Here is a 24,871-nt window from a genome sequence, read left to right as displayed (position 1 = left end):
CGCCGATCCGTCGTTCCTGCGCTTGCTCGGCGTGGAGTTGTGGCTCTCGTTCCTGTACGGCAGCTATAACGGTGCGATGGTCGTGGCGCTGACTGAAGTCATGCCGGTTGAAGTGCGGACGACGGGTTTTTCGCTGGCGTATAGCCTGGCGACGACTATCGGCGGGTTCACGCCTGCCATCTCCACGTACCTGATTCACGTAACCGGCAACAAGGCGGCGCCGGGCGCATGGATGGCTGTTGCCGCAGTTTGCGGATTGATCGCGACGCTCGTGCTGTATCGATCCACGGAAGCACGCGGCCAGTACAAGACCGCTTGACGGTCGGCGCCGAACAGCATGGCCACGCCCCGAGCGAGATACACTTCGCCTGAGGGCCGTGGCCCGGCGCGGCGTGAGGCTTGTTTACATCATGCGCATGCCGGGCTGACGGACAATGCCCACGCATAACGCGGTGAATGTGATGAAGCTACTGCTGGTCGAGGACAATGAGCAACTGGCTCACTGGCTCGCTAAGATTCTGGAAGACGATGGTTTTGTGCTCGACCGCGTCAGCGACGGCGACGCAGCCGACCGATTCTTGCGCACCACGCGCTACGATGTCGTGCTGCTCGATCTCAACTTGCCCAATCTGTCCGGCAAGGGCGTGCTACGGCGGCTGAGAGAACGGGGCGACGACACGCCCGTGCTGATCCTGACCGCCAGCGGTTCCGTGGATGAAAAGGTGATCTGCCTGAGCGCCGGCGCGGACGACTACGTCGTCAAGCCGTTCGATGCACGCGAGCTGGTCGCACGGGTCAAGGTACTCGTGCGCCGGCAGTTGCCCTCGCGCTCGAACAGCACGCGCTGCGGCGATCTTTCCTACGATATCGACCGGCGGCAGTTCTCGGTAGCGGGCGAAGCACTGAGCCTGACACCGAGAGAGCATGCCGTGCTCGAGACCTTGATCCTCAAGGCCAAGAAGACTGTCTCCAAACCGATGCTCGCCGATTCGCTCGGCAGTTCGACCACCCACACGAGCGAAGACGCCATCGAGATATACGTCTCCCGGCTGCGCAAAAAGCTTGAGAAAAGCACCGCCACCATCATTACGCTCCGGGGCCTGGGTTATCTGTTGCAAGCCAGCAGCGATGACGAATAACGATGACGAATAGCCTGCGCCTTCGGCTTCTGCTGTGGTTGCTGCTACCGCTGACGGTCTATGTGCTTGCCGCGGGCTACATGGCCCGTGAAGGCGCGCAGAAAACCGCGAGCCTGATCCAGGACAATGCGTTGCTCGCGTCCGCCCGTGTGATGGCCGGCGACGTCAAGTGGGACGACAGTTTTCTGCATGCGGACATTTCGCCGAGCGCAATCGAGATCCTGAGTTCGCCCTATGGCGACCGGGTGTTCTTTCGCATGCGCGTGATCGACGGACCGACGATTGCGGGCACGTCGGATCTTGAACAGGTCGAGCCTGCCAGTTCACCCGGCTGGTACGACACCGAGATCGACGGTCAGCCGGTGCGCGCGGTCTCTATCATCCGGCCGATGTACGACTCGGGTGAAAGCAAGCGCATCCTCGTTTCGGTGGGCCGCACGGAACTGGAGCGCGATGCATTGGCGACTGAGCTATGGCGACCGCAACTGCAGCATTTCGCGGAGATCATTGCGATTGCAATCGTGCTGGTGTGCGTCGGCCTGACGTTCGAGTTGCGGCACCTGATGGCGCTGACCAATGACGTTCGCGACCGCGCGCCGAACGAACTTGTGCCGTTGCGCTCGGAGCATCTTCAGAGCGAGTTGCGGCCCATTGTGGATGCCATCAATCAGTGCATTGCGAGGATCGAGCGGCAGACCGCCATGCAGCGGCGCTTCATTGCGCATGCCGCGCATCAGTTGAGAACGCCGCTGACGTTGCTCGGCGCGCAATTGCAATACGCCCGACGCCACGATGACCTCGCGACCGTCAAAGAAACCCTGTCAGCCATGCACAAGAGCAATGGGGCGCTGGTGTCGCTCACCAACCAGTTGCTGATGCTCGCGCAGGCTGAGACCGCTGATTACAGCCATTTCGAGGGCGAGCGTGTCGATTTGCGCGAGGTCGCGACAACGGTAATTGAAGAGTTGGCGCTGCTGGCACAGCGTCGCGGGATCGAGCTGGCCGCGCAGCTTGCCGACGACGCGATCGTATTAGGAAACGCGCGTTTATTGTCGGTGCTGGTTTTCAATCTGGTCGATAACGCTATTCGATACACCCCCGCGTCAGGTCACGTGACGTTATTGATCGAGCGGCGCGAGAAGACGATCGTGCTTGCCGTCACCGACGACGGTCCCGGCATTCCAGCCGATGTCCGCGATCGCGTGTTCGAACCGTTCTTCAGGGCATCGGCGGAGGAGGGCAGCGGGCTGGGCCTTGCCATCGTGAGGGAGATCGTGCGGGCGCACCGGGCTAGCATCATTCTTGATGACAGCCCCGGCGGCAAAGGTCTTGCGGCCGAGGTCCGGTTTTCGCTTTAGCGCTGCAGCTTCCCGTTTCACTCGCACCGATGATCCGGTGCCAGTGAGCAGCGAATGAGCAGCGAATGAGCAGCGTCAGGCCTCTTCAGCCCACGCCATGTTCTCCCGCGCCATCAGCGCTGAAGAGGCGGCCGGTCCGAACGTGCCCGCCGTATAGGTGCGCGGACGGTCGTTCAATTCCTTCCATCCGTCCAGGATCGGTTCGACCCACGCCCATGCCGCTTCGAGCTCATCGCGACGCATGAAATGCGTCAGGCGACCACGCATCACATCGATCAACAGCCGCTCGTACGCTTCCGCGCGACGTTCGCTAAATGCTTGCTGCAAATCCAGATTCAGGTTCACCGGCAGCATATGCATGCCGCTGCCGGGCTCTTTAGCGAGCATCTGCAACTGGATCGATTCTTCCGGTTGCAACTGGATGACCAGCCGGTTGCCATAGTTGCGCGGTCCGCTGGGAATGATCGAGAACGGCAGGTCGGCGAAGTCGATCACGATCTCCGATTGCTTCTTCTGCAAGCGCTTGCCCGTACGCAGGAAGAACGGCACGTTCGCCCAGCGCCAGTTGTTGATATGCGCGCGGATGGCGACGAAGGTCTCGGCACGGCTCTCCGCCGGCACGTTGTCTTCTTCCATGTAACCCTTGACCGGCTCGCCGCCAATCGCGCCCGGACTGTACTGGCCGCGCACGGTATCGCGGGCAATGTCGGCCACCGTCATCTTGCGCAGCGAACGCAGCACCTTGAGCTTTTCGTCGCGGACGGCATCGGGATCGAGCGATACGGGCGGCTCCATAGCCACGATGCACAGCAGTTGCAGCAGGTGGTTCTGCACCATGTCGCGCAGCGCGCCGGTCTGGTCGTAGAAGCCCGCACGGCTGCCCACGCCTACCGTTTCCGCCACGGTAATCTGCACGCTCTTGATGTACGGCGCCTGCCACAGCGGTCCGAAGATCGCGTTGCCGAAACGCAGCACCATCAGGTTCTGCACCGTTTCCTTGCCGAGGTAGTGATCGATGCGATAAATCTGCGCCTCGGCGAAATGACGGCCGACAGAAGCATTGATCGCTTGCGCCGAGGCAAGATCATGACCGAGCGGTTTTTCCAGCACGACGCGCGAGTTGTTGTCGACCAGGCCAGCAGCCGCGAGGTTGTCGCAGATGGTCGTGAACAGATCCGGCGACGTCGCGAGATAAAACACACGGCACACGTCCTTGCGCGCAATTTCCGCTAGCCGCAGATAGTCGCTCGCCGCATCGATGTTGATGCGCACGTAGTCGAACAGAGCCAGGAACGTGTCCCAGGATTGCGGATCGAGCGCTTTCTTGTCGACGAAGGGTTTCGATTGCTCTTCCACGAATTGCACGTATTGCTCGCGCGACCAGTCGCGTCGTCCGATCGCGATAATGCGTGTTTTCGGGGGCAGGTTGCAGTGCAAATGCGCCATGTAAAGGGCGGGCAGGAGCTTGCGTGCGGACAGGTCGCCGCCACCGCCGAAGATGATCATGTCGACAGGAAGATCGGGAGCGGCTGAATGGGTTTGAGTGGTCATGGTGCGTAAGGAATCGCGAGTTTGCAGTCAGAATTGCGCTCCGCGGAGCGGGCCGTTTGCGACGCTAAGTATGTCGTTATACCAGTTACGCTTTAAACAAGCATGGTCGGCGCATGCGAGCGACGGTGCGGTTCGCGATCATCAGAGTACTAGAGAAAAAACGTCCGACCGGTCGGGAAACTGCGCAACGGCGTGCACGTAACCGTAGTGTAAGCGTGCGGCCGGGTGCGAAAAAAGATCGATATCGAAGGCGGGGAGCCGTTGTTCGATACGATCCGCAGCAACGGATATCGACTTGGAACGTGACACGCGTGTGTATATTGAGTTGAGCGCTGGGCGCACGGCGCGTGACTTCATGACTGCTCCGGTGCGTCAGCGTCGGCGCAGTGGCGTTCACACACCGGATTTGCAACGTTATTAATGCAGGCGGCAAGCGTTTTATCGGCATGCCGCGCCGCTTCAGATCACCATCGACAACCCGAGCGTGAACACCAGCGCGGTCACCGAAATAATCGTTTCGCACACGGTCCAGGTCTTGAACGTCTGCGTCACGGTCATGCCGAAGTACTCCTTGACCAGCCAGAAACCGCCGTCGTTCACGTGTGACAGGATCAGCGATCCAGCGCCCGTCGCGAGCACGAGTAGTTCAGGACGCACGCCAGTCGCCGTGGAGGCGGCTGCTGCTGCGATCGGTGCGATGATCCCCGCAGCCGTGGCCATGGCAACTGTCGCTGATCCCGTCGCGACCCGAATCAAACCGGCGACCAGCCACGCGAGAATCAGCAGCGGCACATGCGCGCCGGTGGCCACGTCGACGATCGCTTTGGACGCGCCGCTGTCGATCAGGATGCGCCCGAAGCCTGCCCCGGCACCCACGACCAGCGTGATGCTGGCGGTCGGCGCCAGACACTCGTTGGTGAACTTGAGGATGGATTCACGATTGAACCCACGCGCCGAGCCGAACGTGTAGAAGCTCAACAGCACTGCAAGCAGCAATGCCATGTCCGGGTGCCCGATCAGGCGCAGCACGTTGTTGGCCGTTGATTTCGCCGGCACGATCAGGTCGGCCCAACTACCCAGGAGCATTAGCAGCACCGGCAACAGGACGGTCAGCAGCGTGATACCGAAGCTCGGCAGTTTCTGCGTCGCGCGCGCGGCATCTTGCTCGATAAACTGCTGCGCCATCGGATTGACGCCTTCGAGCACGACGAACTTCGCGATCAGTTTCGAGAACAGCGGTCCGGCGATAATCGCCGTGGGAATACCCACAATCAACGCGTAGAAAATCGTGTGACCAATGTCCGCGTTATAAGCCGTCACCGCCAGCAACGCGGCCGGGTGCGGTGGAATCAGGCCGTGCACCACCGAGAGTCCCGCGACCATCGGAATGCCGACCCGGATCATCGACGTGCCGGTACGCTGCGCTACGTTGAACGCAATCGGAATCAGCAGCACGAAACCGACTTCGAAAAATACCGGCAGGCCGACGAGGAACGCGATGCACATCATTGCCCAATGCACATTCTTCGGGCCAAACAATCCGATGAGCGTTTGCGCGATGCGTTCAGCCCCGCCGGATTCGGCCATCATCTTGCCGAGCATCGTGCCTAGCCCGACGACAATCGCAATATGCCCGAGCGTTCCGCCGACGCCGGTTTCGAACGACTTGAGAATCGACGTCATCGGCATGCCGACGGCAAGCGCGAGGGCGACAGACACCACCATCAGCGTAATAAACGGATTGAGCTTGAATCGCGCGATCAACACGACCAGCGCGATGATCGCGACCAACGCGTAGACGAGTAACAGACTTCCCTGGACAGTCGCCATGGAGGCTCCAAAATAGCGGTCAGAAAAACGGGTAGAAAGGGCCGAACCGTCGAGCCGCCCGGGTCTTCATCGGTCCGGCCTGCCTGGTTAGAACTTGTGTCGAATGCCCACGACGGTGACAAACTGACCGTTGTTGCTGGACGGATTCGAGGCCCCTTCAATCCAGGCCTTGGCGCCGGACGAACGCTGGTAAATGCCGTTCAGGTAGAGGTCGGTCGTCTTCGACAGGAAGTACTCGCCACCGAGTGCGAGCTGGTTGTAGTGACCATTCGACGCGGTTGCCGAACTGCTGTTCTGGCTCGTGTAGATGTAGCCAAGCGAGAGCAGCGTGGCGGGCGTGAACTGATAACGCACGCTCGCTTCATAGTTCGCGAAACGCAGGCTGCCGCCGGTCAGGAGGTCGAAATGCGAGTTCGTGTACAGCAAGGCGACCGTCGCCGGCCCGAACGTGTAGGCACCGCCTGCGCCCCAGACCTGGTTGCGCGCAACGTTGCTGATGATCGACGAGTTGGTGCTGTAGTAGTTGTCGGAGGGGGCGGCGCCGGCTGTGTTCGACGCAGGGTGATCGACCAGCGAGTAGGCCGCGTCAAGGCGCACCGGACCCGCTGCATAATCCGCGCCCACGCTCCACGCGCGGTTATTGGAGAAATCACCGGCAGTGTTCGAGAACGCGTACATTGCGTTCGCGGTGAAGCCGGAGAACGTCGGCGTGGTGTACTTGACGGCGTTGTCGGTGCGGTAGGTGTTGTTGATGTCGTCGTTGTCGTAGATCGCGTTGCCGTACTGGCTCATTGCGCCCACGCCGTTGATCTGCAGATTCGAGAGATAGTCCTGCACGCTGTTGTACTGACGGCCTAGCGTGATCGTACCGGCGCGGTCGTTGCTCAACCCCACCCATGCGCTGCGGCCGAACATGCGTCCACCCTGGCCCGACGCGCCCGATTCCAGGCTGAAGCCGTTTTCGAGCCGGAACAAGACTTTGTTGCCACCGCCCAGATCCTCGCTGCCAAGCAGACCCCAGCGCGACCCTTGCACATTGCCTTGAGTCGCCTGATAGGCGCTATTGCCCTTTTGATTGTTGGTGTATGTGAAGCCGGCATCCACGATACCGTAGAGCGTCACGCTGCTTTGGGCGAAAGCGGCTTGCGCAACGCTTCCCGTCACGGCGACGGCCACGGCCGTGCGAAGGATCTGCTTATGCATCTGGTTTCCTCTGGTCGAAAGAAGGGCACCCATCGATGAATTTTTGTTGTCTTCGATGGACTAAGGATTACTAAACGTGCAAGGCAAAGCGACGCCGGAGAAATCCGGCGTATCGGTCATACAAGAAAATCAGGCCAGTCGGGCTACTCAGTCGGGCCAATTCCGCCGGGCTGCACCACGCCGCGCGTCGCGCTCGAAAAACGGGCTGACCAGCGGATGTGGCGCGTGTTGCGCACGCTCGAGTTCATCAAGCAGGCGTTCAAGCACGCTGTGCTCCTGGCCCGGATGCAGATTGCATGGGTCGATGAAGAAGAAATTCAGTTCGGCCTCGTGATCACGGACGATCACCGGCACGCTGCCTGCCGGCGGATGGGCGAGGGCGTCCGCCAGGTCCCAGGCGCTGATGCGCGCCGCGCGCGGATCGATGGACAACTTCAGGCGGTCGAGCGGATTGCCGGTCGGATCGGCATCGATCTCGGCGCGTACGCCAACGCGGGCATTCAGCGCCTCACGCCACAACTCAAGATAACCGCGTTCACGGGCGCGCACTGCTGCATGGTCGCGCTGCTGCCATTGTTCGAGTGCGGCGATGGCGCCGGCAATGCCTTCCTTGCCCACTTTCATGCCACGGCCAATACCGCCATTCTGGAAATAGGCGGCACGTACCAGCGTTTTCTTGCCGGCGACAATACCGGCAGTCGGACCGCCGAGAAACTTGTGCGCAGAATACAACACGAGATCGGCGCCCGCGGCAATGAAGCGCGTGAGATCATATTCAGACGCGGCATCCACGATTACCGGTACACCTTTAGCATGCGCGAGGGCGATGAATTCTTCCACGTGGATCAATCCGAACTGGACCGTGTGATGCGAGACGACATAGAGCGCAGCGGTCGTGCGCTCGCTGATCGCAGCGGTTAGCTGGTAACCATGCGACTCCGTGGCTGCTCCCACCGGCACGACGCGTGCGCCGGCAAGCCGGATGGCCTGATCGATGGGTGCGCCATAATTGACGAGGTGGCCCGTTTGCACGACGACCTCGTTGCGCAGTCCGCTTGTATCGGGCAAACGCTCGATCAGTCCGGGATCGTCGCCGGTCATGGTCGCAGCAATTCCGAGCGTGATCGCAGCCGAACAGGATGCCGTGATATAGCCGCTTTCGCTGCCGCAAGCCTGCGCGATTCCCGCCGACGCCTTGCGTTGCAAGTCGTCCATCTCGACGAACTGAGGAAGGATTGCCGCCATTGCATCAATGACCGGCGCCGCCACAATGGACGCACCCAGGCTCGTCATCGTGCCCGAACCATTGACGACCGGGCGTAGACCAAATCGGGAATAAATATCCATCATGCCGCTCCTGATATTCCTTTATTATGGAATGTATGTTGTAATTGTGTATTAGATTATCATACGATGCGCTTGCGTCAAACTGTACAAAAACATTCAGTCTCCAGGAGCGCGATGGCCGCCAAGCCCCGTCAAACCATGCAGGAACCGCCGTCGAACGAGCAGCCCGTGCCGGGCACGTCCGATCTTCCCGCGGCACCGCCAACTACGCGCACGCGTACGAGCGCGATCGACCGGGCAGTGCAGATCCTCGACGCGTTGCAGGACACCAACCGTCCGATCACCGCATATGAGATCGCGCGTCTGGTCGGTGCGCCGTTGTCGACGGTCTATTCGATCATCAATGACCTGGTGGAGAAGAACCTGTTGGCCCGCACGCCCGAGGGCGCGATCTGGCTCGGCTCGCGGCTCTATGGCTACGGGCTGACGTACGCCAGTTCGCTCGACTATCTGGCGGTCGCGCATGAGGAGATGAACCGGTTGTCGACCCAGGTCGGTGAGACGGTGCAGGTGTGCGGACTCGAAGAAGGGATGATGGTCGTGTTGCAAATGGCCGAGGGGCCTGGCCATTTTCGCGTGACTTCGCGCGTGGGAAGCCGGGTGCCTCTCAACTGGACCGCGTCGGGGCGGTTGCTGGTGGGACATCTGCCGGACGCCGAGCGGATCGCTTATTTCGAGCGGTACGCGAAGTCGTCTCCCACCGCGCGCGCGGAGACGCGTCCCAACGTGCTTGCGCGGATGGCGCGTGAAGCACTGGACGCACGCTTGTCGATCCAGATCGGAGAGTCGGATGCGTCCGTGGCGTGTCTCGCCGCCCCGGTCCTTGACCAGGCAGGGGCCTGCGTCTTCACCATATCGATTGTAATGCCCGAATCCAAAGCGCTTCAGAGTACTGAACGATTTGGCGACGAACTGAAAGTCGTTGCCGCGCGCATTGAAGCGCGGCTCGGCTGGCGGCGCCGCACCCCTGACGCTATCGGCTGAACACGGCGCTGATTAGCGGGTCTTTGAACCACCTTGTCCTCAACACTTGAAAGAGAACCAACGCAACATGGGATTTTCGACTGAGATGAACTGCTATGAACGACTGCAGGCCCGCGGCTTAAAACTCCAGGACGTGCCCGCGCCCATAGGCAACTTCACTCACTGCACACGCGAAGGCAACCTGCTGTTCTTGTCAGGGCAAGGGCCGCTTGATGAAACCGGGCAACTGATGACGGGCAAGGTCGGTGACAACGTCACGGCAGAGGAAGCGTATGCGCACGCGTTACTCGTGGGTCTTAATCTGTTGTCGGTCCTGCATGTGGAACTGGGCGACCTGGGCCGGGTAAAACGCATTGTGAAGCTGCTCGGCATGGTCAATGCAACGCCGGATTTTGCGGATCACCCACGCGTGATCAACGGTTGTTCGGACCTTTTCGTCGATGTGTTCGGCGACGCGGGCCGGCACTCGCGTTCCGCTGTCGGCGTGGGGTCGTTGCCCGGCAATATCACGGTGGAGATCGAAGCTATTGTTGCTATTCACGATTGAGACTCTGCGGTAGCCCGGTTTAGTCGCCGTCGCTTCGACAGCGGGCGCGGCGTCTTCCGACATACAGGCGAGGGCTGCGACATCACATTTATGATGGAAGCTGGCAACTCCAATAGCAGGTTGTCTCATTTGGAGAAACAACTTCAAGACGAGCGCCTTCGGGAAGCATTCGAGGAATATTTGGGTCGCAAGCGCTACAAGGCTCCATCTCGATGAGCAGCACAGCGCGGTCGATTCTTCGATTGTGCAAAACGCAGGCAGCATGACCTTCGACTTGAGTCAGTGTGTATCGATTGTTTCCGCTCCTTGCGCCTCTGGGGTTACCGCCTCTGTGCGTCCCGCCGCAGGGCCCTCCGCTGGGGGAGCCGGCGTCTGGATGTCCGACCGACGACGCACATGAACGACCGTTTCTCAGCCGAAGGCTACGCGCTACGCCACCTTGCCGCTGCGGCACACGCTTGCATCGGGTTGCGGTTGCGCCAGATGCCGCAGCAGTTTTGTCACCATCCAGACGACGCCGAACGCGAGGATGACGAAGAACACCGCGAGCGGCGTCAGGACCTGCACTGACAAGAAGCCGGCGAGCCCCATCATCGCTGACGACACGAGCAGCAGTGCACACCCGAGGATCGCGCTCGTCAGGCCCGCGATGTGCGGGAACAGAGAGTTGCCCTTGGCCATCAACGTTGGGTACATCGCGCCTGCGCAGAACCCCATCACGAGCACGGGTGTCGCGAGCGTCCATACGCGCAGGCCGACCGTCAGCGCAAGCAACAGCATCGCAATCGACGTGGCCGCCATCACGCGCGCACCCATGTACAGGCGCTGCTCCGCGGTCGGCAGACGCGGGCCGTGCAAACGGTTCGACAGGCCGCCGAGGAAATACATCATCCCGATACCGAGCGCGAGGTAACCGAAAAAGGTCGGCGGCTTGTGCAGCGTGTTCTGCACCATGAACGGCCCAACGATGTTGAATACGAGCAAGATGCTGTAGCACAGGCCCTGAGCGAGAAAACAGCTCTGGAACACCGGGCTCGAGAGCACCTTGCCGGCGTTTGTCATCAGCGTGCGCGGCTCCAGGCGCACCGGGCGCTGCAACGTTTCGCGATAACGCCAGATCACCGCCCACATCACAAGCGAATAGATGAGCAGGAAGACGAGGCAGGCCTGCCAGCCGAACCACGTCTGCAGATGGGCGCCAATCACCGGCGCCACGATCGGCGCGAGCCCCCACGCAATGGCCATGTAGGTGAACGCATGCATCAGCGCCTGCCCGGAGAATGAGTCGGTGATGATCGCCTTGGCGAGCAGGTTCGTGGCGGCGATGCCGAATCCCTGCAGGCAACGGGCGAGGAGGAACGTCTCCAGATTCGGCGCAGCGAGCGACAGCAGGCAGCCGATTGTGAAAATGACGAGGCCGAAAGCCAGCACGCGCTTGCGCCCGTATGCATCGGCTATGGGCCCGAAGACGAGTTGGCCTAACGCGTAGGCCGCCATGTAGCCGGAAACGCTCGACTGGATTGCCTGCGGCGAAGTCGCAAAGAAACGCGCCATCGCGGGTAGCGCGGGCACGTAGATGTCGATCGCGAGCTGCCCGGCGGAGGCGAACAGGCAGATCAGAAACAGCAGGAAGCGCGGCGAGTTCTGTGTGGGCGCGGGAGGGACAGGGCGGTCGAGGATAGTGTTGTTCATGAAAGCATCGAAGGGGCGGATTCGGTGATGCGGTGCCGACCCGTTCGACTATCGAACACGGTGCAGTTCAGCGGCATCGCCGCGTATTGTGCCTGTCATCTTGCAATTCGACACGATGCCCATCGCGAGTGCATGGTTTGACAGCTGCGTCACGCGTCCTTTCGTGGGCGACTAACGCCCTGCTCGGTTCGGCCGTAGTTGATCCTGAAGCTACATTCGCGCTTCTCCGAAGCCGTCAGTCGCGCACAGCGCACCCGACCTGATGCAGTCACCGAAACGCCTCGCGTTGCCAGCTGCCTTTAGAAGCTTCATGGAATTCTTCCGCACGACGATGTCCCTTAGTTAGTGCCTTGCTCGCGCCATCCCGAGCGTGCGGAAACCGCGAATCCGGGAGCGAGCCCACCACGCGCCGACGTCATTCACCAGCAAATGCGTCATAAAATTGCTAGCCAGCCGGTATCTGCGACACCGTGTAGGTCCACGAGAACGCCGAGAACACAATGCACATGACGGCGGCCGACAGCCCGAGGTCTTTGGTCAGACTCGTGGCGGCTATCCCCACGGTCCGGTCGAGGTAGTTGACAACGCAACGCGTTCGGACCGAGCAAGCGCGGGGTCGGTAGACTTTGGCGAATGGAATGACTTGTAACGGGACGCCGAGCAGTTCCATGAACCCTGGAAATAAGCATCCCTATCTATTCGATTCCGAAGATTCCTGATTTCCTGGCTGCGACAGAACCGTAGTCAGTAACTGCAGCGCGTTGCTGGTGTTCCTGAGCGAGACCTTCACGCGCGACGATCCGTCTCCAAACCAGGCGGCCCGGCCGCGCTCCGCCCTCGGCCCCGATCGTCGCTTACCCACGAGCCGCAGCCTGAATCAAGCAGGCAAAAACTACGACTGACCGGGTGGCGTGCGTCGGCAATAAGGTAAAAAAATATTAGAAAGTAATACAGCGCTAATCGTCTATTGAATTGCCCATTAAACTTTCCTTTACCAACTAATTAATTTGGTAGAGCGTAGCTACCGAACAGCAACCGAACATTGTCATCACTCACCCATAACCACCACTGCAGGGTATTTATCGGATGAATGAATCAAGTCCTTTTCGCGGTCGCCATTATCCTCAGCTGGATGCATTACGCGGCATTGCGGCCCTGATGGTCGTCATTAATCATTTTGTATTGGTCGGCCCGCTCTGGTGGGTACCGAGGTCACCCTTGCGCGTGCTGGCGCTCGGTCATGAAGCGGTGATTTTATTCTTCATACTTAGCGGATTCGTGCTGACGCTTCAGTTAATATCCGACCGCCGAATTACGTATCGCGACTATGTGATCAAGCGGATTTGCAGGATCTATCTGCCTTATCTCGTCGTGTTGTTTGCCGCCTTTTCGCTAATTAATCTGATCAATGTAGAGCCCGTTAATTGGGCTGGCTCCTGGTTCAACCATATCTGGACAGGATCATTTTCCGGCGGGGAAATACTGGATCATTTGTTATTCATAGGACAATACAAAGCCAATCGCGTGCTTCCGGTTATCTGGTCGCTGATCTACGAGATGCGCATTTCATTGATGATGCCGCTGGTCGTGTATTGCGTCAGCCGCTTTTCCGCGCGCTCTTGTCTGGCAGCGGCGCTGTGCATTTCCCTGGTTTCCTTCGTGTTCGCGATGGGGAGAAACACGGACGAGGCCAGCAGTCCGAGCTTCAGTGGCGACTGGGCGATGACGGCGCATTTCCTGGGGATGTTCATTGTCGGCGCGACGCTGGCGTTCCACCGCGCGCGCTGGCAACGATGGCTGGATAAGGGCAATCGAATCATGCTTGTCCTCGCCGTTTCGCTCGCGCTCTATTTCCTGTCGCGCTCGATCATGTCGATTACGTCGGGTGTCGTAGGCCAGTACGTCTTCGACTGGTGTGTCGTGGCGGGTGCTGCGGGTATTGCCTGCACGGCAATCGCATCCAGGCGCTTCACGTTGGCGCTGGCCAAACGCCCGATCGTATTTCTCGGAACGATCTCCTACAGCCTCTATCTGACCCACACTGTCGTTCTCCTTACAGTAGTTCACCTGATGCCTGCTTCGGGTTCGGCATGGCGCGCGATCATCACGGCGGCGTTGCTCGTTATTCCTGTCGCTGTGCTCACTCATTTCGTGGTGGAACGTCCGTCGATCCTGCTCGGGAAATTCCTGACAGGCCGAAGCGCTCTCGCATCCTCGCGAGCGAACCAGCCGTCCTGAAACCTGAATCGTCAGGATGGCTTGTGATTCACGGTGCCGGGGAGCGCCGCTTTTGTGCGTGCAGGTTACGCGACGGTGCATCGCGCACCAGCAGCTCAAGCGTCAGGTACTCACCCACTTCTCGCGCGGAACCCGCGTGATCGGCGGAGCGCCTTGTGCCGCGAGGCTTCGCGGCCTTGAACACGAGCACGCCTTTCCCCTGGCATAGCTCCTGCATTGATGAATTCCATCTTGTATGCAAGACGGAATTCATGTCCACATCCATTGATCCATTTGATCCATCCACGCATCGCGGCTCTTCTAGCCGCTCTTGCGGCGCGAACGGCATGCCGCCTTCCGGTGGCCGGATCACCTGCGCCCACAGTTTGCACAAACAGCTCGATAACCGCTAACCAGGAGTCGAATGACATGACTAGCCGCCGCACTTTTATCAAAGACGCGAGCCTGTTGGCACTCGCGACCATGGCCCCGTTCCGGTCGGTGTTCGCTGCGGGCAACACAACGGTCGGCGTGATCTATGTTGGTGCACGCGGCGATTATGGCTACAACCAGGCGCAGGCGTCGGCGGCGGCAATCATCAAGAAGCTGCCCAACGTCAAGGTCGTGGAAGAAGAAAACGTGCCCGAGACCATCGCGGTCCAGAAGACCATGGAAGCGATGATCGAGCAAGACGGCGCGACGCTCGTTTTCGCGACCTCGTTCGGTTACTTCGATCCGCATGTGCTCAAGATGGCCGCCAAGTATCCGAACGTCCGCTTCGCGCATTGCGGCGGGTTATGGAAGCAGGGCAACCCGCCGAACATCGCGAGCTATTTTGGCTATATCGATGAATGCCAGTACTTGAACGGCGTGGTGGCCGGGCACATGAGCAAGAGCAGGAAGCTTGGCTTCGTCGCGGCCAAGCCGATCCCGCAAGTACTGCGCAATATCAATTCGTTCACGCTCGGCGCGCAGTCCGTCGATCCCGCCATCACCACGCAGGTGATTTTCACCGGCGACTGGTCGATGCCGGTGAAGGAAGCGGAAGCGACCAACAGTCTGGTCGATCAGGGTTGCGACGTCATCACCTGCCACGTCGATGGTCCGAAGGTCGTGGTGGAAACAGCGGAGAAGCGCGGTGTGATGAGTTGTGGTTATCACGCAAGCCAGGCTGCTCTCGCGCCCAAGGGTTATCTCACCGGCGCCGAGTGGGATTGGGCGACGCCGTACAAGGAACTCGTCGCCGATGCGCAGGCTGGCAAGCCTCAGCCTAACGTGCTGCGCGGCGGTCTCAAGGAGGGTTTCGTCAAGATGTCGCCGTACGGCGCGAAGGTTACGCCCGATGCGAAGAAGGCGGCGGACACGATCAAGGGCAGCATGATGGCGGGCGACTTCGTGATCTTCAAAGGGCCGATGAAGGACAACAAGGGCGGCGTCGCGATCGCCTCCGGAACGAGCCACATACAGACCGACTACACGCTGGAGAGCATGAATTATCTCGTGGCGGGCGTGGCCGGCCAGATCTGATGAACAGGTCCTCCTGACCTCCTGAAGGAGTCGTGATGCGTCCCCATGCCCAGACTGCCCGCATTTTGCTCGCCTTGTTACCAGCAATCCCGACGGTGCTTGCGCTCGTCGGAACCCTCGTGCTGTTTTCGTTGTTCCTGCTGGTGCAGGGGCAGCCATTCCTGGACGCCGTGGGCCTGATTTTCCAGGGCGCGTTCGGCTCCTCGTTTGCCTGGCAAAGCACTTTGCTGCGCGCTTCGCCGCTGATGCTGACTGCACTGTGCGTTGCGTTGCCCGCGCAGGTTGGCTTGATCGTGATCGGCGGCGAGGGCGCGCTGGCGCTCGGGGGCATGTGCGCGGCCATCGTTCCCGAGATGCTCCCTGCCAGCACGCCGTGGCTGATTGCCACGCCGCTGATGGCACTCGCGGGCATGCTGGCGGGAGCAGTCTGGATCGGCGCGGTCGGCGCGCTGCGGCAATGGCGCGGCGTGAATGAAACCATCAGCAGCCTGTTGATGGCGTATATCGCCATTGCGCTGTTCAAGCATCTGGTCGAAGGGCCCTTGCGCGACCCCGCAAGTCTCAACAAACCCTCTACGCTCCCCGTTCCCCCATCGATGATGATTGGGCCACTGCCGGGCCTCGAAGTCCACTGGGGCCTCCTGTGGGGCGTTCTAGCGTGCATTGGCGCGTGGGTCTTCGTCAAGTACAGCACCAAGGGCTTCGCAATGCGCGTGGTCGGCGGCAGCAATCGCGCGGCGCGTCTGGTCGGATTGCCGGTGAACCTGCTTGCGCTGGCCGCCTGTGCGCTCGGTGGCGCGGCGGCCGGTCTTGCCGGCATGTTCGAAGTTGCGGCGGTGCAGGGCAGCGCGAACGCGTCGCTGCTCGCCGGTTACGGATACGCAGGCATTCTGGTCGCTTTCGCTGCCCGCCAGAATCCGCTCGCGATCATTGTGTGCGCGCTGATGATCGGCGGGATCGAAGCGAGCGGCAGTCTGCTGCAACGCCGGCTCGATCTCCCAGATGCCACCACGCTCGTGCTGCAAGGCCTGCTGTTCGCAAACCTGCTGGCGTGGGAAGCGTTGGGCGGCAGGATCGCCGCGTGGCGCGTGCAACTGCAAGCCGCCGCACTTTCCGACATCAACTTGCCGATGGAGCAGACCCATGCCTGACGCACACTCACCCTTCGTGATCCTGCTGCTGTCCCTGTTCGCCGGCGCGATCCGCGTCAGCACGCCTTACCTGTTCGTGAGCCTGGGCGAATGCCTGACCGAGAAGGGCGGGCGGGTAAATCTTGGGCTCGAGGGCATTCTTGTGTCGGGCGCGATGAGCGGTTATGCCGCGTCTTTCCTGACCGGCTCGCCGTGGGCCGGGGTGCTCGCGGCCGGACTGGTCGGCTTGTTGCTGGGCTGCCTGCACGGGCTCGTGTGTTCGCTGCCCCGGGTGTCGGACATCGCGTTCGGCATCGCGCTCATGTTGCTTGGAACCGGCCTGGCGTTTTATCTGGGCAAGCCGTTTATTGAACCGCAGGCGCCCGGCCTTCAATCATTCGATCTCGGCACATGGACGAGTTCCCCGCAATTGCACAACGCGTTGCATATCAATCCGCTGTTCGTGATCGGCGTGGCGCTGGCGTTCGTATTGCAGTGGGGGCTGCGCGCTACGCGCTGGGGCATGACCCTGCGTCTGGTCGGCGATCACGCCGAGACCGCCCGCGCGATGGGTTATCCGCTTACAAGAATTCGCATCATCGCTACCGCGGTGGGTGGCTTTTTTGCGGGGATCGGCGGGGCGTATCTGTCGCTGGTTTATCCGGGTAGCTGGAACGAAGGGCTTTCCAGCGGGCAGGGATTGATGGCCGTCGCGCTGGTTATTTTTGCGCGCTGGCAACCGCTGCGATGCCTGTGGGCCGCGCTGCTTTTCGGTGCAGCGGGAGCGCTCGGGCCGGCGTTGCAGTCTATCGGTGTGACAAGCGGTTATTACCTGTACAACGCCGCGCCCTACGTGCTTACGCTCGCCATCATGATCATCAATTGCCGACCGGACCGGACACTTGCCGGCGCTCCGGGCGAGCTGAGTCTCACACGCTGAGCCTTACGCGCTGAACGACCTGCTTATCCATTCTCAAGGCGGCCACGACCATGAACCGATTCATTGAATCTACCCCGTACCCCTGGCCCTTCGATGGCAACCTGCGCCCGGATAACACCGCGCTCGTCGTGATCGACATGCAGACGGATTTCTGCGGCCACGGCGGCTACGTCGACAAGATGGGGTATGACCTGTCACTGACCCGCGCGCCGATCGAGCCGATCAAGCGCGTGATGGCCATGATGCGCGAGCAGGGCTTCACGATCATTCATACGCGCGAAGGGCATCGGCCGGATTTGTCGGACCTGCCGGCGAACAAACGCTGGCGCAGCCGACGCGCGGGCACCGAAGGCGTGGGCATTGGCGACGACGGCCCGTGCGGCCGCATCCTCGTACGTGGTGAACCGGGCTGGGAAATCATCGATGAACTGGCGCCGCTGCCGGGCGAGATCGTTATCGATAAACCCGGCAAGGGCTCGTTCTGCGCGACCGATCTCGAGCTGATCCTGCGCACGCGTGGCATCGTGAACCTGGTGTTGACCGGGATCACTACGGACGTCTGCGTCCATACCACCATGCGCGAAGCGAACGACCGCGGATTCGAATGCACCGTCCTTGCGGACTGCTGCGGTGCGACCGACCCTGGCAACCATCAGGCGGCGCTGCACATGATCACGATGCAAGGCGGTGTGTTCGGCGCGGTATCGGATTCGAACGCGCTCCTGACCACGCTCGGCGGCTGATCATGTCGACTCCCTCGCATGCGTTAGAGGTGGAAGTGCACAACGCCGGCAAGTCGTTCGGTGCATTTCGTGCGCTGGATAACGTGTCCATCAAGGTCCGGCCGGGCACGGTTCACGCGCTGCTCGGTGAAAACGGCGCGGGCAAAAGTACCCTCGTGAAAGGGCTGGTAGGTTACGGTTTGCTTGACGAAGGCCAGATATCAGCCGATGGCCGTGAGGTTCACATTGCATCGCCGCGTGATGCGCAAGCGCTGGGTATCGGCATGGTGTACCAGCATTTCACGCTGGCGTCGGGGTTGTCGGTCGAGGAAAACCTGCTGCTGGCACGCGGGAGTCTGCCCTGGAAAATAGACTGGACAGCGGAACGCGAAGCACTCGATACGTTCATGCGGCGCATGCCGTTTCGCCTGCCGCTCGACGCGCCGGTATCCGGCCTGGCAGCCGGGGAAAAGCAGAAGCTCGAAATTCTCAAGCAGTTGTATCTCAAGCAGCGTTTCCTGATTCTTGATGAACCCACTTCCGTGCTGACGCCGCAAGAAGCGGATGAAGTGCTCGGCCTGATGCGCGACCTGACGACGCGCGGCGAGTTGACCGTGCTGATGATCACGCACAAGTTCCGCGAAGTGATGGCATATGCCGATGACGTGACCGTCCTGCGCAAGGGCAGGCAGGTCGGGACGAGCGCGGTATCGGCGACCAGCCGCGACGCGCTCGCCGGTTTGATGATGGGCGCCGCCGAGACGCGCGATACCGCGGTCATGGACGCGGTCAATGCCGAGCGGGTCGCGCGCAAACCGGTGGACCCCGCGGCGCGGATACGTCTTGCCATGAGGAATATATCTATCGACGATGATCGCGGCCATGCGGCGGTCAAGCGCGCGTCGCTGGAGGTCAGGTCGGGTGAAATACTCGGGATTGCGGGGGTATCGGGGAATGGTCAGAAAGAGATGGTTGAAGCGCTGGTCGGGCAACGCCGCGTGAAGACGGGTGAGATGGAGATAGCCGGCGATGCGTACCGCGCCACGCGCGAGGAAATGACGCGGCGCCGTGTGTTTGCCATCCCTGAAGAGCCGCTCAAAAACGCGTGCGTGGCAAACATGAGCGTCGCGCAAAACCTGGCTCTACGGGACTTCGACCGCGCGCCTTTGCGACGCGGCGGTTGGCGTCTCGACCGGCGCGCGATGCGGGAGCGCGCCGCGCATCTCATCGACGATTTCAACGTCCGTCCGCCGTTGCCCGAACGCGCTATCGGCACGCTGTCGGGCGGCAACGTCCAGCGCGCGGTCCTCGCTCGCGAGCTGGGTCAGCCGGTCGATGTGCTGATCGTGGCGAACCCGGTGTTCGGTCTCGACTTCGCATCGGTCGCGGATATTCATGCACGCATCATGGCGGCGCGCGATACCGGCGCGGCGGTCCTGCTCGTGAGCGAAGACCTCGACGAATTGCTGGAACTGGCGGACCGGATCGTGGTGATCGCGGAAGGGGAGCTCGTGTACGAGACGCCCGCCGCGAGCGCCGATCGAGCGACGCTGGGCCACTATATGGCGGGACACGGTGACTCGACGGCGCAAGTCGTTCCGGCTGCCGAAGCGTTGAAGGAGGTCATCGAATGACACGGAACCGTTGCGGGGACCTGCTATGACGATCACGATTCCAGCGTTACCGGGTCCCTTTACTTTCGATCCGTCGACAACCGCACTCGTCATCATCGACATGCAGCGCGACTTCATAGAATCCGGTGGTTTTGGGGAGTCGCTGGGCAACGATGTATCACTGCTTGCGCAGATCGTGCCGACTGTCTCCGCGCTGCTGGCGTTGGCGCGGGAAAGCGGGTGGTTCGTGGTCCATACGCGCGAATCGCATGCAGCGGATCTGTCGGACTGTCCGCCGGCCAAGCGGCTTCGCGGCGCGCCCAATGCACGCATTGGTGACGAAGGGCCGATGGGCCGCATCCTGATTCGGGGGGAGCCGGGCAATGCGATCGTCGATGCTCTCGCACCAACCGAAGGCGAGCTTGTCATCGATAAACCCGGCAAGGGCGCGTTTTATGCAACATCGCTTATGCAGGAACTGGCGGCGCGGCATATCACGCATCTGGTTTTCGCCGGCGTGACAACGGAGGTGTGCGTGCAGACCTCGATGCGCGAAGCGAATGACCGCGGATACGACTGCCTGCTTGTCGAGGACGCCACCGCCAGCTACTTTCCGGCGTTTAAGCTTGCGACGCTGGAGATGGTACGGTCTCAGGGCAGCATAGTTGGATGGACCGCGCCGCTGTCATCCTTTATTACAGCGTGAGGAACCTGCCGACGATGGACATCAACCTGCCGGAAGTCGTTGCCGAGGTGCTTGCGGCGTTCGTCGAGTATGAACGCGCGCTGGTGGCGAACGATATCGAAACGATGAACGCGCTGTTCTGGGACGCGCCGGAGACGGTGCGTTATGGCATTGCCGAAATCCAGCATGGCGGCGAGGTCATTCGCCAATGGCGCGAAACATGTGCGCCGGTACCCCCTTCGCGCACGTTGCATCAAACTGTGGTCACCACATTCGGCCGCGACTTCGCGACCGTCAGCACGCAATTCACCAGCGACGCAACGCCATTGATCGGACGCCAGATGCAGAGCTGGGCGCGGCTCGGTCCCGCCGGCGGCTTTACCATTGTGGCTGCGCACGTGAGCCTGATTCCCGAGCCCTGAAAGGCCGATAATAAGAACAAAGGGGAACTCGTATGCCGGAAGACACAATTGAAACAGGGGTCGAAGCGATCGAGCCGAACGCCGCCAATCCGCTTGCCGAACAGGTCTACCAGCGGCTGAAAAGCGATATCTTCAACTTCCGGCTTTTTCCGGGAGATCGCTTTTCGGAGAACGGTATTGCACAGTTCTATGGCGTATCGCGCACGCCGATGCGTGACGGCTTGTTCCGGCTGCAACGCGAGGGCTATCTGGAGGTTGGTTTTCGCCGTGGATGGAAGGTCGCGCGGATCGACTTCGACCAGATGGATCAGCTTTACGACCTGCGCATCGTGCTTGAAGTGGCCGCGCTTGAGCGGTTGACATCGGGGAGCGAAGCGGCACGGGAGGCGATTGATGCGCTCAAGGCAATCTGGTGCGTCGAGCCGCAAGAGCGCGAAGACGATCCGGTGAAGATGTTCGGCATGGACGAAAACTTTCATCGGCAGATCGTGGCCGCTACCGGCAATGCGGAGATGGTGCGCGTTCATAACGACGTCACCGAGCGTATCCGGATCGTGCGGCGGCTCGATTTTCTCAAGCCTCACCGGACCAGTGCTACCTATGACGAGCACTCGACCATGCTGCATCTCATCGAGCGCAGCCGGCTGACCGAGGCGACTATCCTGCTGCGTGCTCATATCACGCAGAGCAAGCTGGAAGTCCGCAAGATCACAGTGTCGATGCTGGACGCGGCACGCGATGTGAAGCTGCCGTTCGTGTCTTAGCGGTGCTGCGCCAAGGTAAATAAAAAGCGCCACTGTGGGAAACAGTGACGCAGGCCGCCAAGTTTTTTTAGAATTTCTGCCGAATACCGGTGACAGCCAGGAACTGCGTGTGGCTGCTCGACGCGCCCGATGTCCCTTCAATCGCGGCAACCGCACCGCTCGATCGCTGATAGATCAAATCGATATACACATCGGTTCGCTTCGACAAGAAGTATTGCAAAGCGCTCGTGGTCTGCCAGTAGTGCCAGCTCGCGGGCTTGGCGTTCGCGGTGACTTCGGTATACGTCTCGCCTAGCGCAGCCTTGAGCGCGGGAGTGAACTGATAACGAATGCTTGCTTCCGCGTTCTGGAACGTCTGGTGTTGCGTGGTCGGTGTCAGGTCGAAGGTCGTGCTGGTGTACATCAACCCGAGACTCGCCTTGCCGAAATCGTAGAGACCCCCCGCGCCATAGATCTGCTGCTTAGTCACGCCCTTGATGAAGGTAAAGTAGTTATCCGAAGGGATTGAACCCGTGGTATCAACCGCCGGATTGTCGAGACGAACATACGCCGCGCCAAGACGCCATGGACCACCCGCATAAGACGCGCCTACACTGTAAGAACGGCTCATGGCAAAGTTGCCGGCGTTGTTGCTGAAGCCGTACATGGAATTAAGTTGCAAGCCATGGAAGTTTGGCGTGACGTACTTCACGGAATTATCGGTGCGGAATGTGTTGTTCAGGTCGTCGGTATCGAACGGGTGGGTACCGTATTGCGAGGTATCCGCCGAGACCTGCAACGGTTCGAGCGAGTCCTGTGCCGCGTTGTACTGGCGCCCGAATGTTACTGCGCCCCATTTGTCGCTCGACAATCCGACCCACGCCTGACGGCCAAAAATGCGGCCGTTCGCGCTCGCCGCGCCGGTCTGCAAATTGAAGCCGTTTTCAAGCTTGAAAATCGCTGCATTACCGCCGCCCAGATCTTCCTTGCCGGTAAAGCCCCAGCGGGAACCCTGCTCGCTCCCGGCGGTTGCCTGGTAATTGCTTTTGCCTCCCTGGTTACTCGTATAAGTAAATCCGCCATCGATAATGCCGTATAACGTCACGGTCGATTGAGCGTGTGCGGTCGTCGCGATAAAGCCGAGTCCTACCGACGCGGCCAATAGCGCACGCGGAGTGTGCTTGTGCATGATCCTTCCTCTTTAGTTGAGTGCTTTGGGTTTTGCTGCTGGTTTGATGCATGAAAAATTCGCGCAACAGTGCTCCCTGACACCCGATGGAACGGGCGCCGCTAGACAGGCTTCAAGGACTTGCCGGCGAGTGCCGGCGTTGGGCTAGGCGTGGTTGGGGTCGGTGAGTGCCTCCAGGCTCCTGAGGGCGTTGACAGGCACTATCGGCAGAACAAGATGCGAAGGATGTTCTGTTCCCAGATACACGGTATTCACGGCAATTCGCGGCGCGCGCGCCAGCGCCGGTGATTCGCCGCTATTTGGATTGACATCGAAATGGGGGTAATTACTGCTCGATATATCCAGTCGAATCCGGTGCCCGCGCTTGAATAAATTTGCGGTAGCAAAAGGCTCGATTGTTATTTCATAGATTCGACCCGATTCGAGAAACTCGGGCTCGCTCCATGAATTATGAAAACGACAACGGAAAATACCGTCGGTCAGGTTCATGGCGAAACCTCCGGGATAATCGCTGTTCGGCGGGCACACGTCGATGAGTTTCGCGGTGAAATCGGTATCGGGTGCATCCGACGATATCCACAATCTCACGACGACCGGCCCCACGACCGCCATGTCTTCTTCCAGCGGGGGTGTTTCGAATACAACAATGTCGTTACGCGCGGCGAGCGGGACGCCCGGATTGCGTGTGCCGAAGAAGCGTTCGTCTTCGCGCTGGTCGAACGCGCCGCCTTCAAAAACCGGCGCGCCCGATGTCAGTGCTCCGCCGATGGTAGGGACGGGATTCGACGGATCGAACGCGTACGAAACCGATGCGTCCGATTCTTCAGGCGGCGTCTCCGACAACACGCCGCCTTCCCGCAAATAAAAATGCGTAAAACGCGTGTCGGCCAGCGGCCACTGCGATGACTGGATCCACGCACCGCCATGCTCCATGCGGCCATCGCCATTGCGGGCGCCGCTGCCTCCGCCCATCAGGAAGATCCTTGCAACAGGATCTGACTGCTTTACTCCTGACGTGGCGGGCTTCAGCCACCGGTCGAACCATTGCGCGCGAAACGCAAGCCAGTCCTCTGCAATCTGCCCTTCGATCCTGGCGGCAGGCCCGAAATCGACATCGCCGCTGAACGGCACGTTGCGGTCGCCATGCAGCCACGACCCCATGATCAGGTAGGTCGGCGCAGCGACAGGATCGAGCTTCGACATGGCGGCGAAGTTGTCCATGGTCGAGCGCACGTACGCGTCGTACCAGCTCGACATCAGGACCGTCGGAACGCGCGCCATGGTGTCGTAGAACCCCTCTGCATAGATGCCGGGCTGTTGCCAGAATTCATCGAAGGTTTCGTGCGTCCATTGATCGAACAGATAGCGCTCGTATTCAGGTACGAAACGCAAAGGCGATTCACCTGGACGCCACGGCATGCGTGAAAACCATTCCCTCAGATCCTGTGCGTCGAGTGCTGCCTTGAGCAATGGATCGTTCAATACCGCCTGACTCCCCTTGGCCTGATTGACCGCCCAGGTTGCCTGCTTGAGTTCGAAAGCGCCGCCTTGCCGAATGCCGCATTGATAGCTGTTCGAGAAACCGCCCGAGTCCATCACCATGCACACGAGGCCCGGCGGGTTCAGGCATGCGGCGGCCATTTGCGTGTGCGCCGCGTAGGAGAGCCCCATGGTGCCAACGCGGCCTGTCGACCAATCCTGTTGCGTGATCCATTCGAGCGTGTCATACCCGTCCGGCCCCTCCGACAGATACTTGGTGAACTCGCCCTCCGACGCATGACGTCCGCGACAATCCTGGAACACGACCGCGAAGCCTCGGGCAACGAAATACGCGGCAATATCGCCACGATGCGCAGCCGGCTCTCCCCGGTTGATCTCCGAACGCGATACGTCGCGCTTGCCATAAGGCGTGCGTTCGAGAATCGCCGGCAATGGCGCATCGATACCCGGACGAAAACCTGCCGGGAGGTGAACGTCGGTGGCGAGGCGAACGCCATCGCGCATGGGGACCATGAACTCCGTGCACGTTGCC

General features: G+C 60.6%; 22 protein-coding genes and 2 pseudogenes. 14 read left to right on the top strand and 10 right to left on the bottom strand.

Going from position 1 to position 24,871, the window contains the following annotated elements; genetic code table 11:
* The 3 genes and pseudogenes from BSU04_RS30125 to BSU04_RS30115 form a co-directional block, all read left to right on the top strand.
* A pseudogene (locus BSU04_RS30125) lies at positions 1-319 on the top strand (MFS transporter); the annotation flags it as partial.
* Between the two features lie 142 nt (positions 320-461).
* Positions 462-1,139 (top strand): response regulator transcription factor, encoded by a 678-nt coding sequence (locus BSU04_RS30120; protein ID WP_089163971.1) that lies wholly within the window; start codon positions 462-464, stop codon positions 1,137-1,139.
* 2 nt (positions 1,140-1,141) lie between these two features.
* A complete protein-coding gene (locus tag BSU04_RS30115) occupies positions 1,142-2,497 on the top strand; it encodes a sensor histidine kinase (RefSeq protein WP_089163967.1) in 1,356 nt (451 codons plus the stop codon).
* A gap of 75 nt (positions 2,498-2,572) precedes the next feature.
* Here the strand turns inward: BSU04_RS30115 and zwf are convergent, their stop codons facing one another.
* The 4 genes from zwf to BSU04_RS30090 all read right to left on the bottom strand — a co-directional run bounded on the left by zwf (position 2,573) and on the right by BSU04_RS30090 (position 8,428).
* Entirely contained in the window at positions 2,573-4,048 is a 1,476-nt protein-coding gene (zwf, locus tag BSU04_RS30110; RefSeq protein ID WP_089163966.1) for a glucose-6-phosphate dehydrogenase, read from the bottom strand.
* A gap of 459 nt (positions 4,049-4,507) precedes the next feature.
* Entirely contained in the window at positions 4,508-5,878 is a 1,371-nt protein-coding gene (locus tag BSU04_RS30100; protein WP_089163964.1) for a GntT/GntP/DsdX family permease, read from the bottom strand.
* A gap of 87 nt (positions 5,879-5,965) precedes the next feature.
* Positions 5,966-7,081 carry a porin gene (locus BSU04_RS30095; RefSeq protein WP_089163963.1) on the bottom strand — a complete coding sequence of 372 codons (1,116 nt, stop codon included), beginning with the start codon at positions 7,079-7,081 and terminating at the stop codon, positions 5,966-5,968.
* A gap of 147 nt (positions 7,082-7,228) precedes the next feature.
* Positions 7,229-8,428: an aminotransferase class V-fold PLP-dependent enzyme gene (locus BSU04_RS30090; protein WP_089163962.1), complete on the bottom strand. Its 1,200-nt coding sequence runs from the start codon at positions 8,426-8,428 to the stop codon at positions 7,229-7,231.
* Positions 8,429-8,542: 114 nt separating this feature from the next.
* Here BSU04_RS30090 and BSU04_RS30085 point away from each other — a divergent pair, with 114 nt between their 5' ends.
* A complete protein-coding gene (locus tag BSU04_RS30085) occupies positions 8,543-9,412 on the top strand; it encodes an IclR family transcriptional regulator (RefSeq protein WP_256983439.1) in 870 nt (289 codons plus the stop codon).
* Positions 9,413-9,497: 85 nt separating this feature from the next.
* Positions 9,498-9,959 carry a RidA family protein gene (locus BSU04_RS30080; RefSeq protein WP_089163969.1) on the top strand — a complete coding sequence of 154 codons (462 nt, stop codon included), beginning with the start codon at positions 9,498-9,500 and terminating at the stop codon, positions 9,957-9,959.
* A gap of 88 nt (positions 9,960-10,047) precedes the next feature.
* Here BSU04_RS30080 and BSU04_RS48955 read toward each other — a convergent pair whose 3' ends face one another.
* The 3 genes and pseudogenes from BSU04_RS48955 to BSU04_RS47195 form a co-directional block, all read right to left on the bottom strand.
* Positions 10,048-10,413, bottom strand: coding sequence for a DddA-like double-stranded DNA deaminase toxin (locus BSU04_RS48955; protein WP_179258483.1), 366 nt, complete (start codon positions 10,411-10,413; stop codon positions 10,048-10,050).
* Entirely contained in the window at positions 10,389-11,651 is a 1,263-nt protein-coding gene (locus tag BSU04_RS30070; RefSeq protein ID WP_089163960.1) for a multidrug effflux MFS transporter, read from the bottom strand. The genes BSU04_RS48955 and BSU04_RS30070 overlap by 25 nt, the downstream gene beginning before the upstream one ends.
* Before the next feature lie 448 nt (positions 11,652-12,099).
* Positions 12,100-12,237, bottom strand: a pseudogene (locus BSU04_RS47195) (MFS transporter); the annotation flags it as partial.
* A gap of 500 nt (positions 12,238-12,737) precedes the next feature.
* Here BSU04_RS47195 and BSU04_RS30060 point away from each other — a divergent pair.
* Positions 12,738-13,889 carry an acyltransferase family protein gene (locus BSU04_RS30060; protein WP_089163958.1) on the top strand — a complete coding sequence of 384 codons (1,152 nt, stop codon included), beginning with the start codon at positions 12,738-12,740 and terminating at the stop codon, positions 13,887-13,889.
* A gap of 28 nt (positions 13,890-13,917) precedes the next feature.
* Here the strand turns inward: BSU04_RS30060 and BSU04_RS30055 are convergent, their stop codons facing one another.
* A complete protein-coding gene (locus BSU04_RS30055; RefSeq protein WP_089163957.1) occupies positions 13,918-14,106 on the bottom strand; it encodes a hypothetical protein in 189 nt (62 codons plus the stop codon).
* Between the two features lie 191 nt (positions 14,107-14,297).
* Between BSU04_RS30055 and BSU04_RS30050 the strand changes: the two genes are divergently transcribed.
* The 8 genes from BSU04_RS30050 to BSU04_RS30015 are packed head-to-tail and all read left to right on the top strand — an operon-like array spanning position 14,298 to position 21,671.
* Positions 14,298-15,395: a BMP family ABC transporter substrate-binding protein gene (locus BSU04_RS30050; protein WP_089163956.1), complete on the top strand. Its 1,098-nt coding sequence runs from the start codon at positions 14,298-14,300 to the stop codon at positions 15,393-15,395.
* A gap of 35 nt (positions 15,396-15,430) precedes the next feature.
* On the top strand, positions 15,431-16,546 hold the full coding sequence (locus BSU04_RS30045) for an ABC transporter permease (protein ID WP_089163955.1): 1,116 nt from the start codon (positions 15,431-15,433) through the stop codon (positions 16,544-16,546).
* Positions 16,539-17,465 (top strand): ABC transporter permease, encoded by a 927-nt coding sequence (locus tag BSU04_RS30040; RefSeq protein ID WP_089163954.1) that lies wholly within the window; start codon positions 16,539-16,541, stop codon positions 17,463-17,465. The genes BSU04_RS30045 and BSU04_RS30040 overlap by 8 nt, the downstream gene beginning before the upstream one ends.
* Positions 17,466-17,515: 50 nt before the next feature.
* Entirely contained in the window at positions 17,516-18,208 is a 693-nt protein-coding gene (biuH, locus tag BSU04_RS30035; protein ID WP_089163953.1) for a biuret amidohydrolase, read from the top strand.
* A 2-nt stretch (positions 18,209-18,210) separates the two neighbouring features.
* Positions 18,211-19,821: an ABC transporter ATP-binding protein gene (locus BSU04_RS30030; RefSeq protein WP_089163952.1), complete on the top strand. Its 1,611-nt coding sequence runs from the start codon at positions 18,211-18,213 to the stop codon at positions 19,819-19,821.
* A gap of 25 nt (positions 19,822-19,846) precedes the next feature.
* Entirely contained in the window at positions 19,847-20,506 is a 660-nt protein-coding gene (locus BSU04_RS30025) for a cysteine hydrolase family protein (RefSeq protein ID WP_089163951.1), read from the top strand.
* Positions 20,507-20,520: 14 nt separating this feature from the next.
* The gene (hpxZ, locus tag BSU04_RS30020; protein WP_089163968.1) at positions 20,521-20,907 is read left to right on the top strand and encodes an oxalurate catabolism protein HpxZ; all 387 of its coding nucleotides are present in this window, start codon (positions 20,521-20,523) and stop codon (positions 20,905-20,907) included.
* A gap of 32 nt (positions 20,908-20,939) precedes the next feature.
* Entirely contained in the window at positions 20,940-21,671 is a 732-nt protein-coding gene (locus tag BSU04_RS30015) for a GntR family transcriptional regulator (protein WP_089163950.1), read from the top strand.
* Between the two features lie 67 nt (positions 21,672-21,738).
* On the opposite strand, the gene BSU04_RS30010 is transcribed toward BSU04_RS30015, so the two are convergent.
* Both BSU04_RS30010 and BSU04_RS30005 read right to left on the bottom strand, forming a co-directional pair.
* A complete protein-coding gene (locus BSU04_RS30010) occupies positions 21,739-22,839 on the bottom strand; it encodes a porin (RefSeq protein WP_089163949.1) in 1,101 nt (366 codons plus the stop codon).
* A gap of 144 nt (positions 22,840-22,983) precedes the next feature.
* Positions 22,984-24,852: a CocE/NonD family hydrolase gene (locus BSU04_RS30005; RefSeq protein WP_256983447.1), complete on the bottom strand. Its 1,869-nt coding sequence runs from the start codon at positions 24,850-24,852 to the stop codon at positions 22,984-22,986.
* Positions 24,853-24,871 lie beyond the last annotated feature (19 nt).

It is taken from the genome of Caballeronia sordidicola, from assembly GCF_002220365.1.
Lineage (GTDB): Bacteria > Pseudomonadota > Gammaproteobacteria > Burkholderiales > Burkholderiaceae > Caballeronia > Caballeronia sordidicola_C.
The sequence above is the reverse complement of the archived record's forward strand: the minus strand, read 5'-3'. Positions and strand labels throughout refer to the sequence as shown.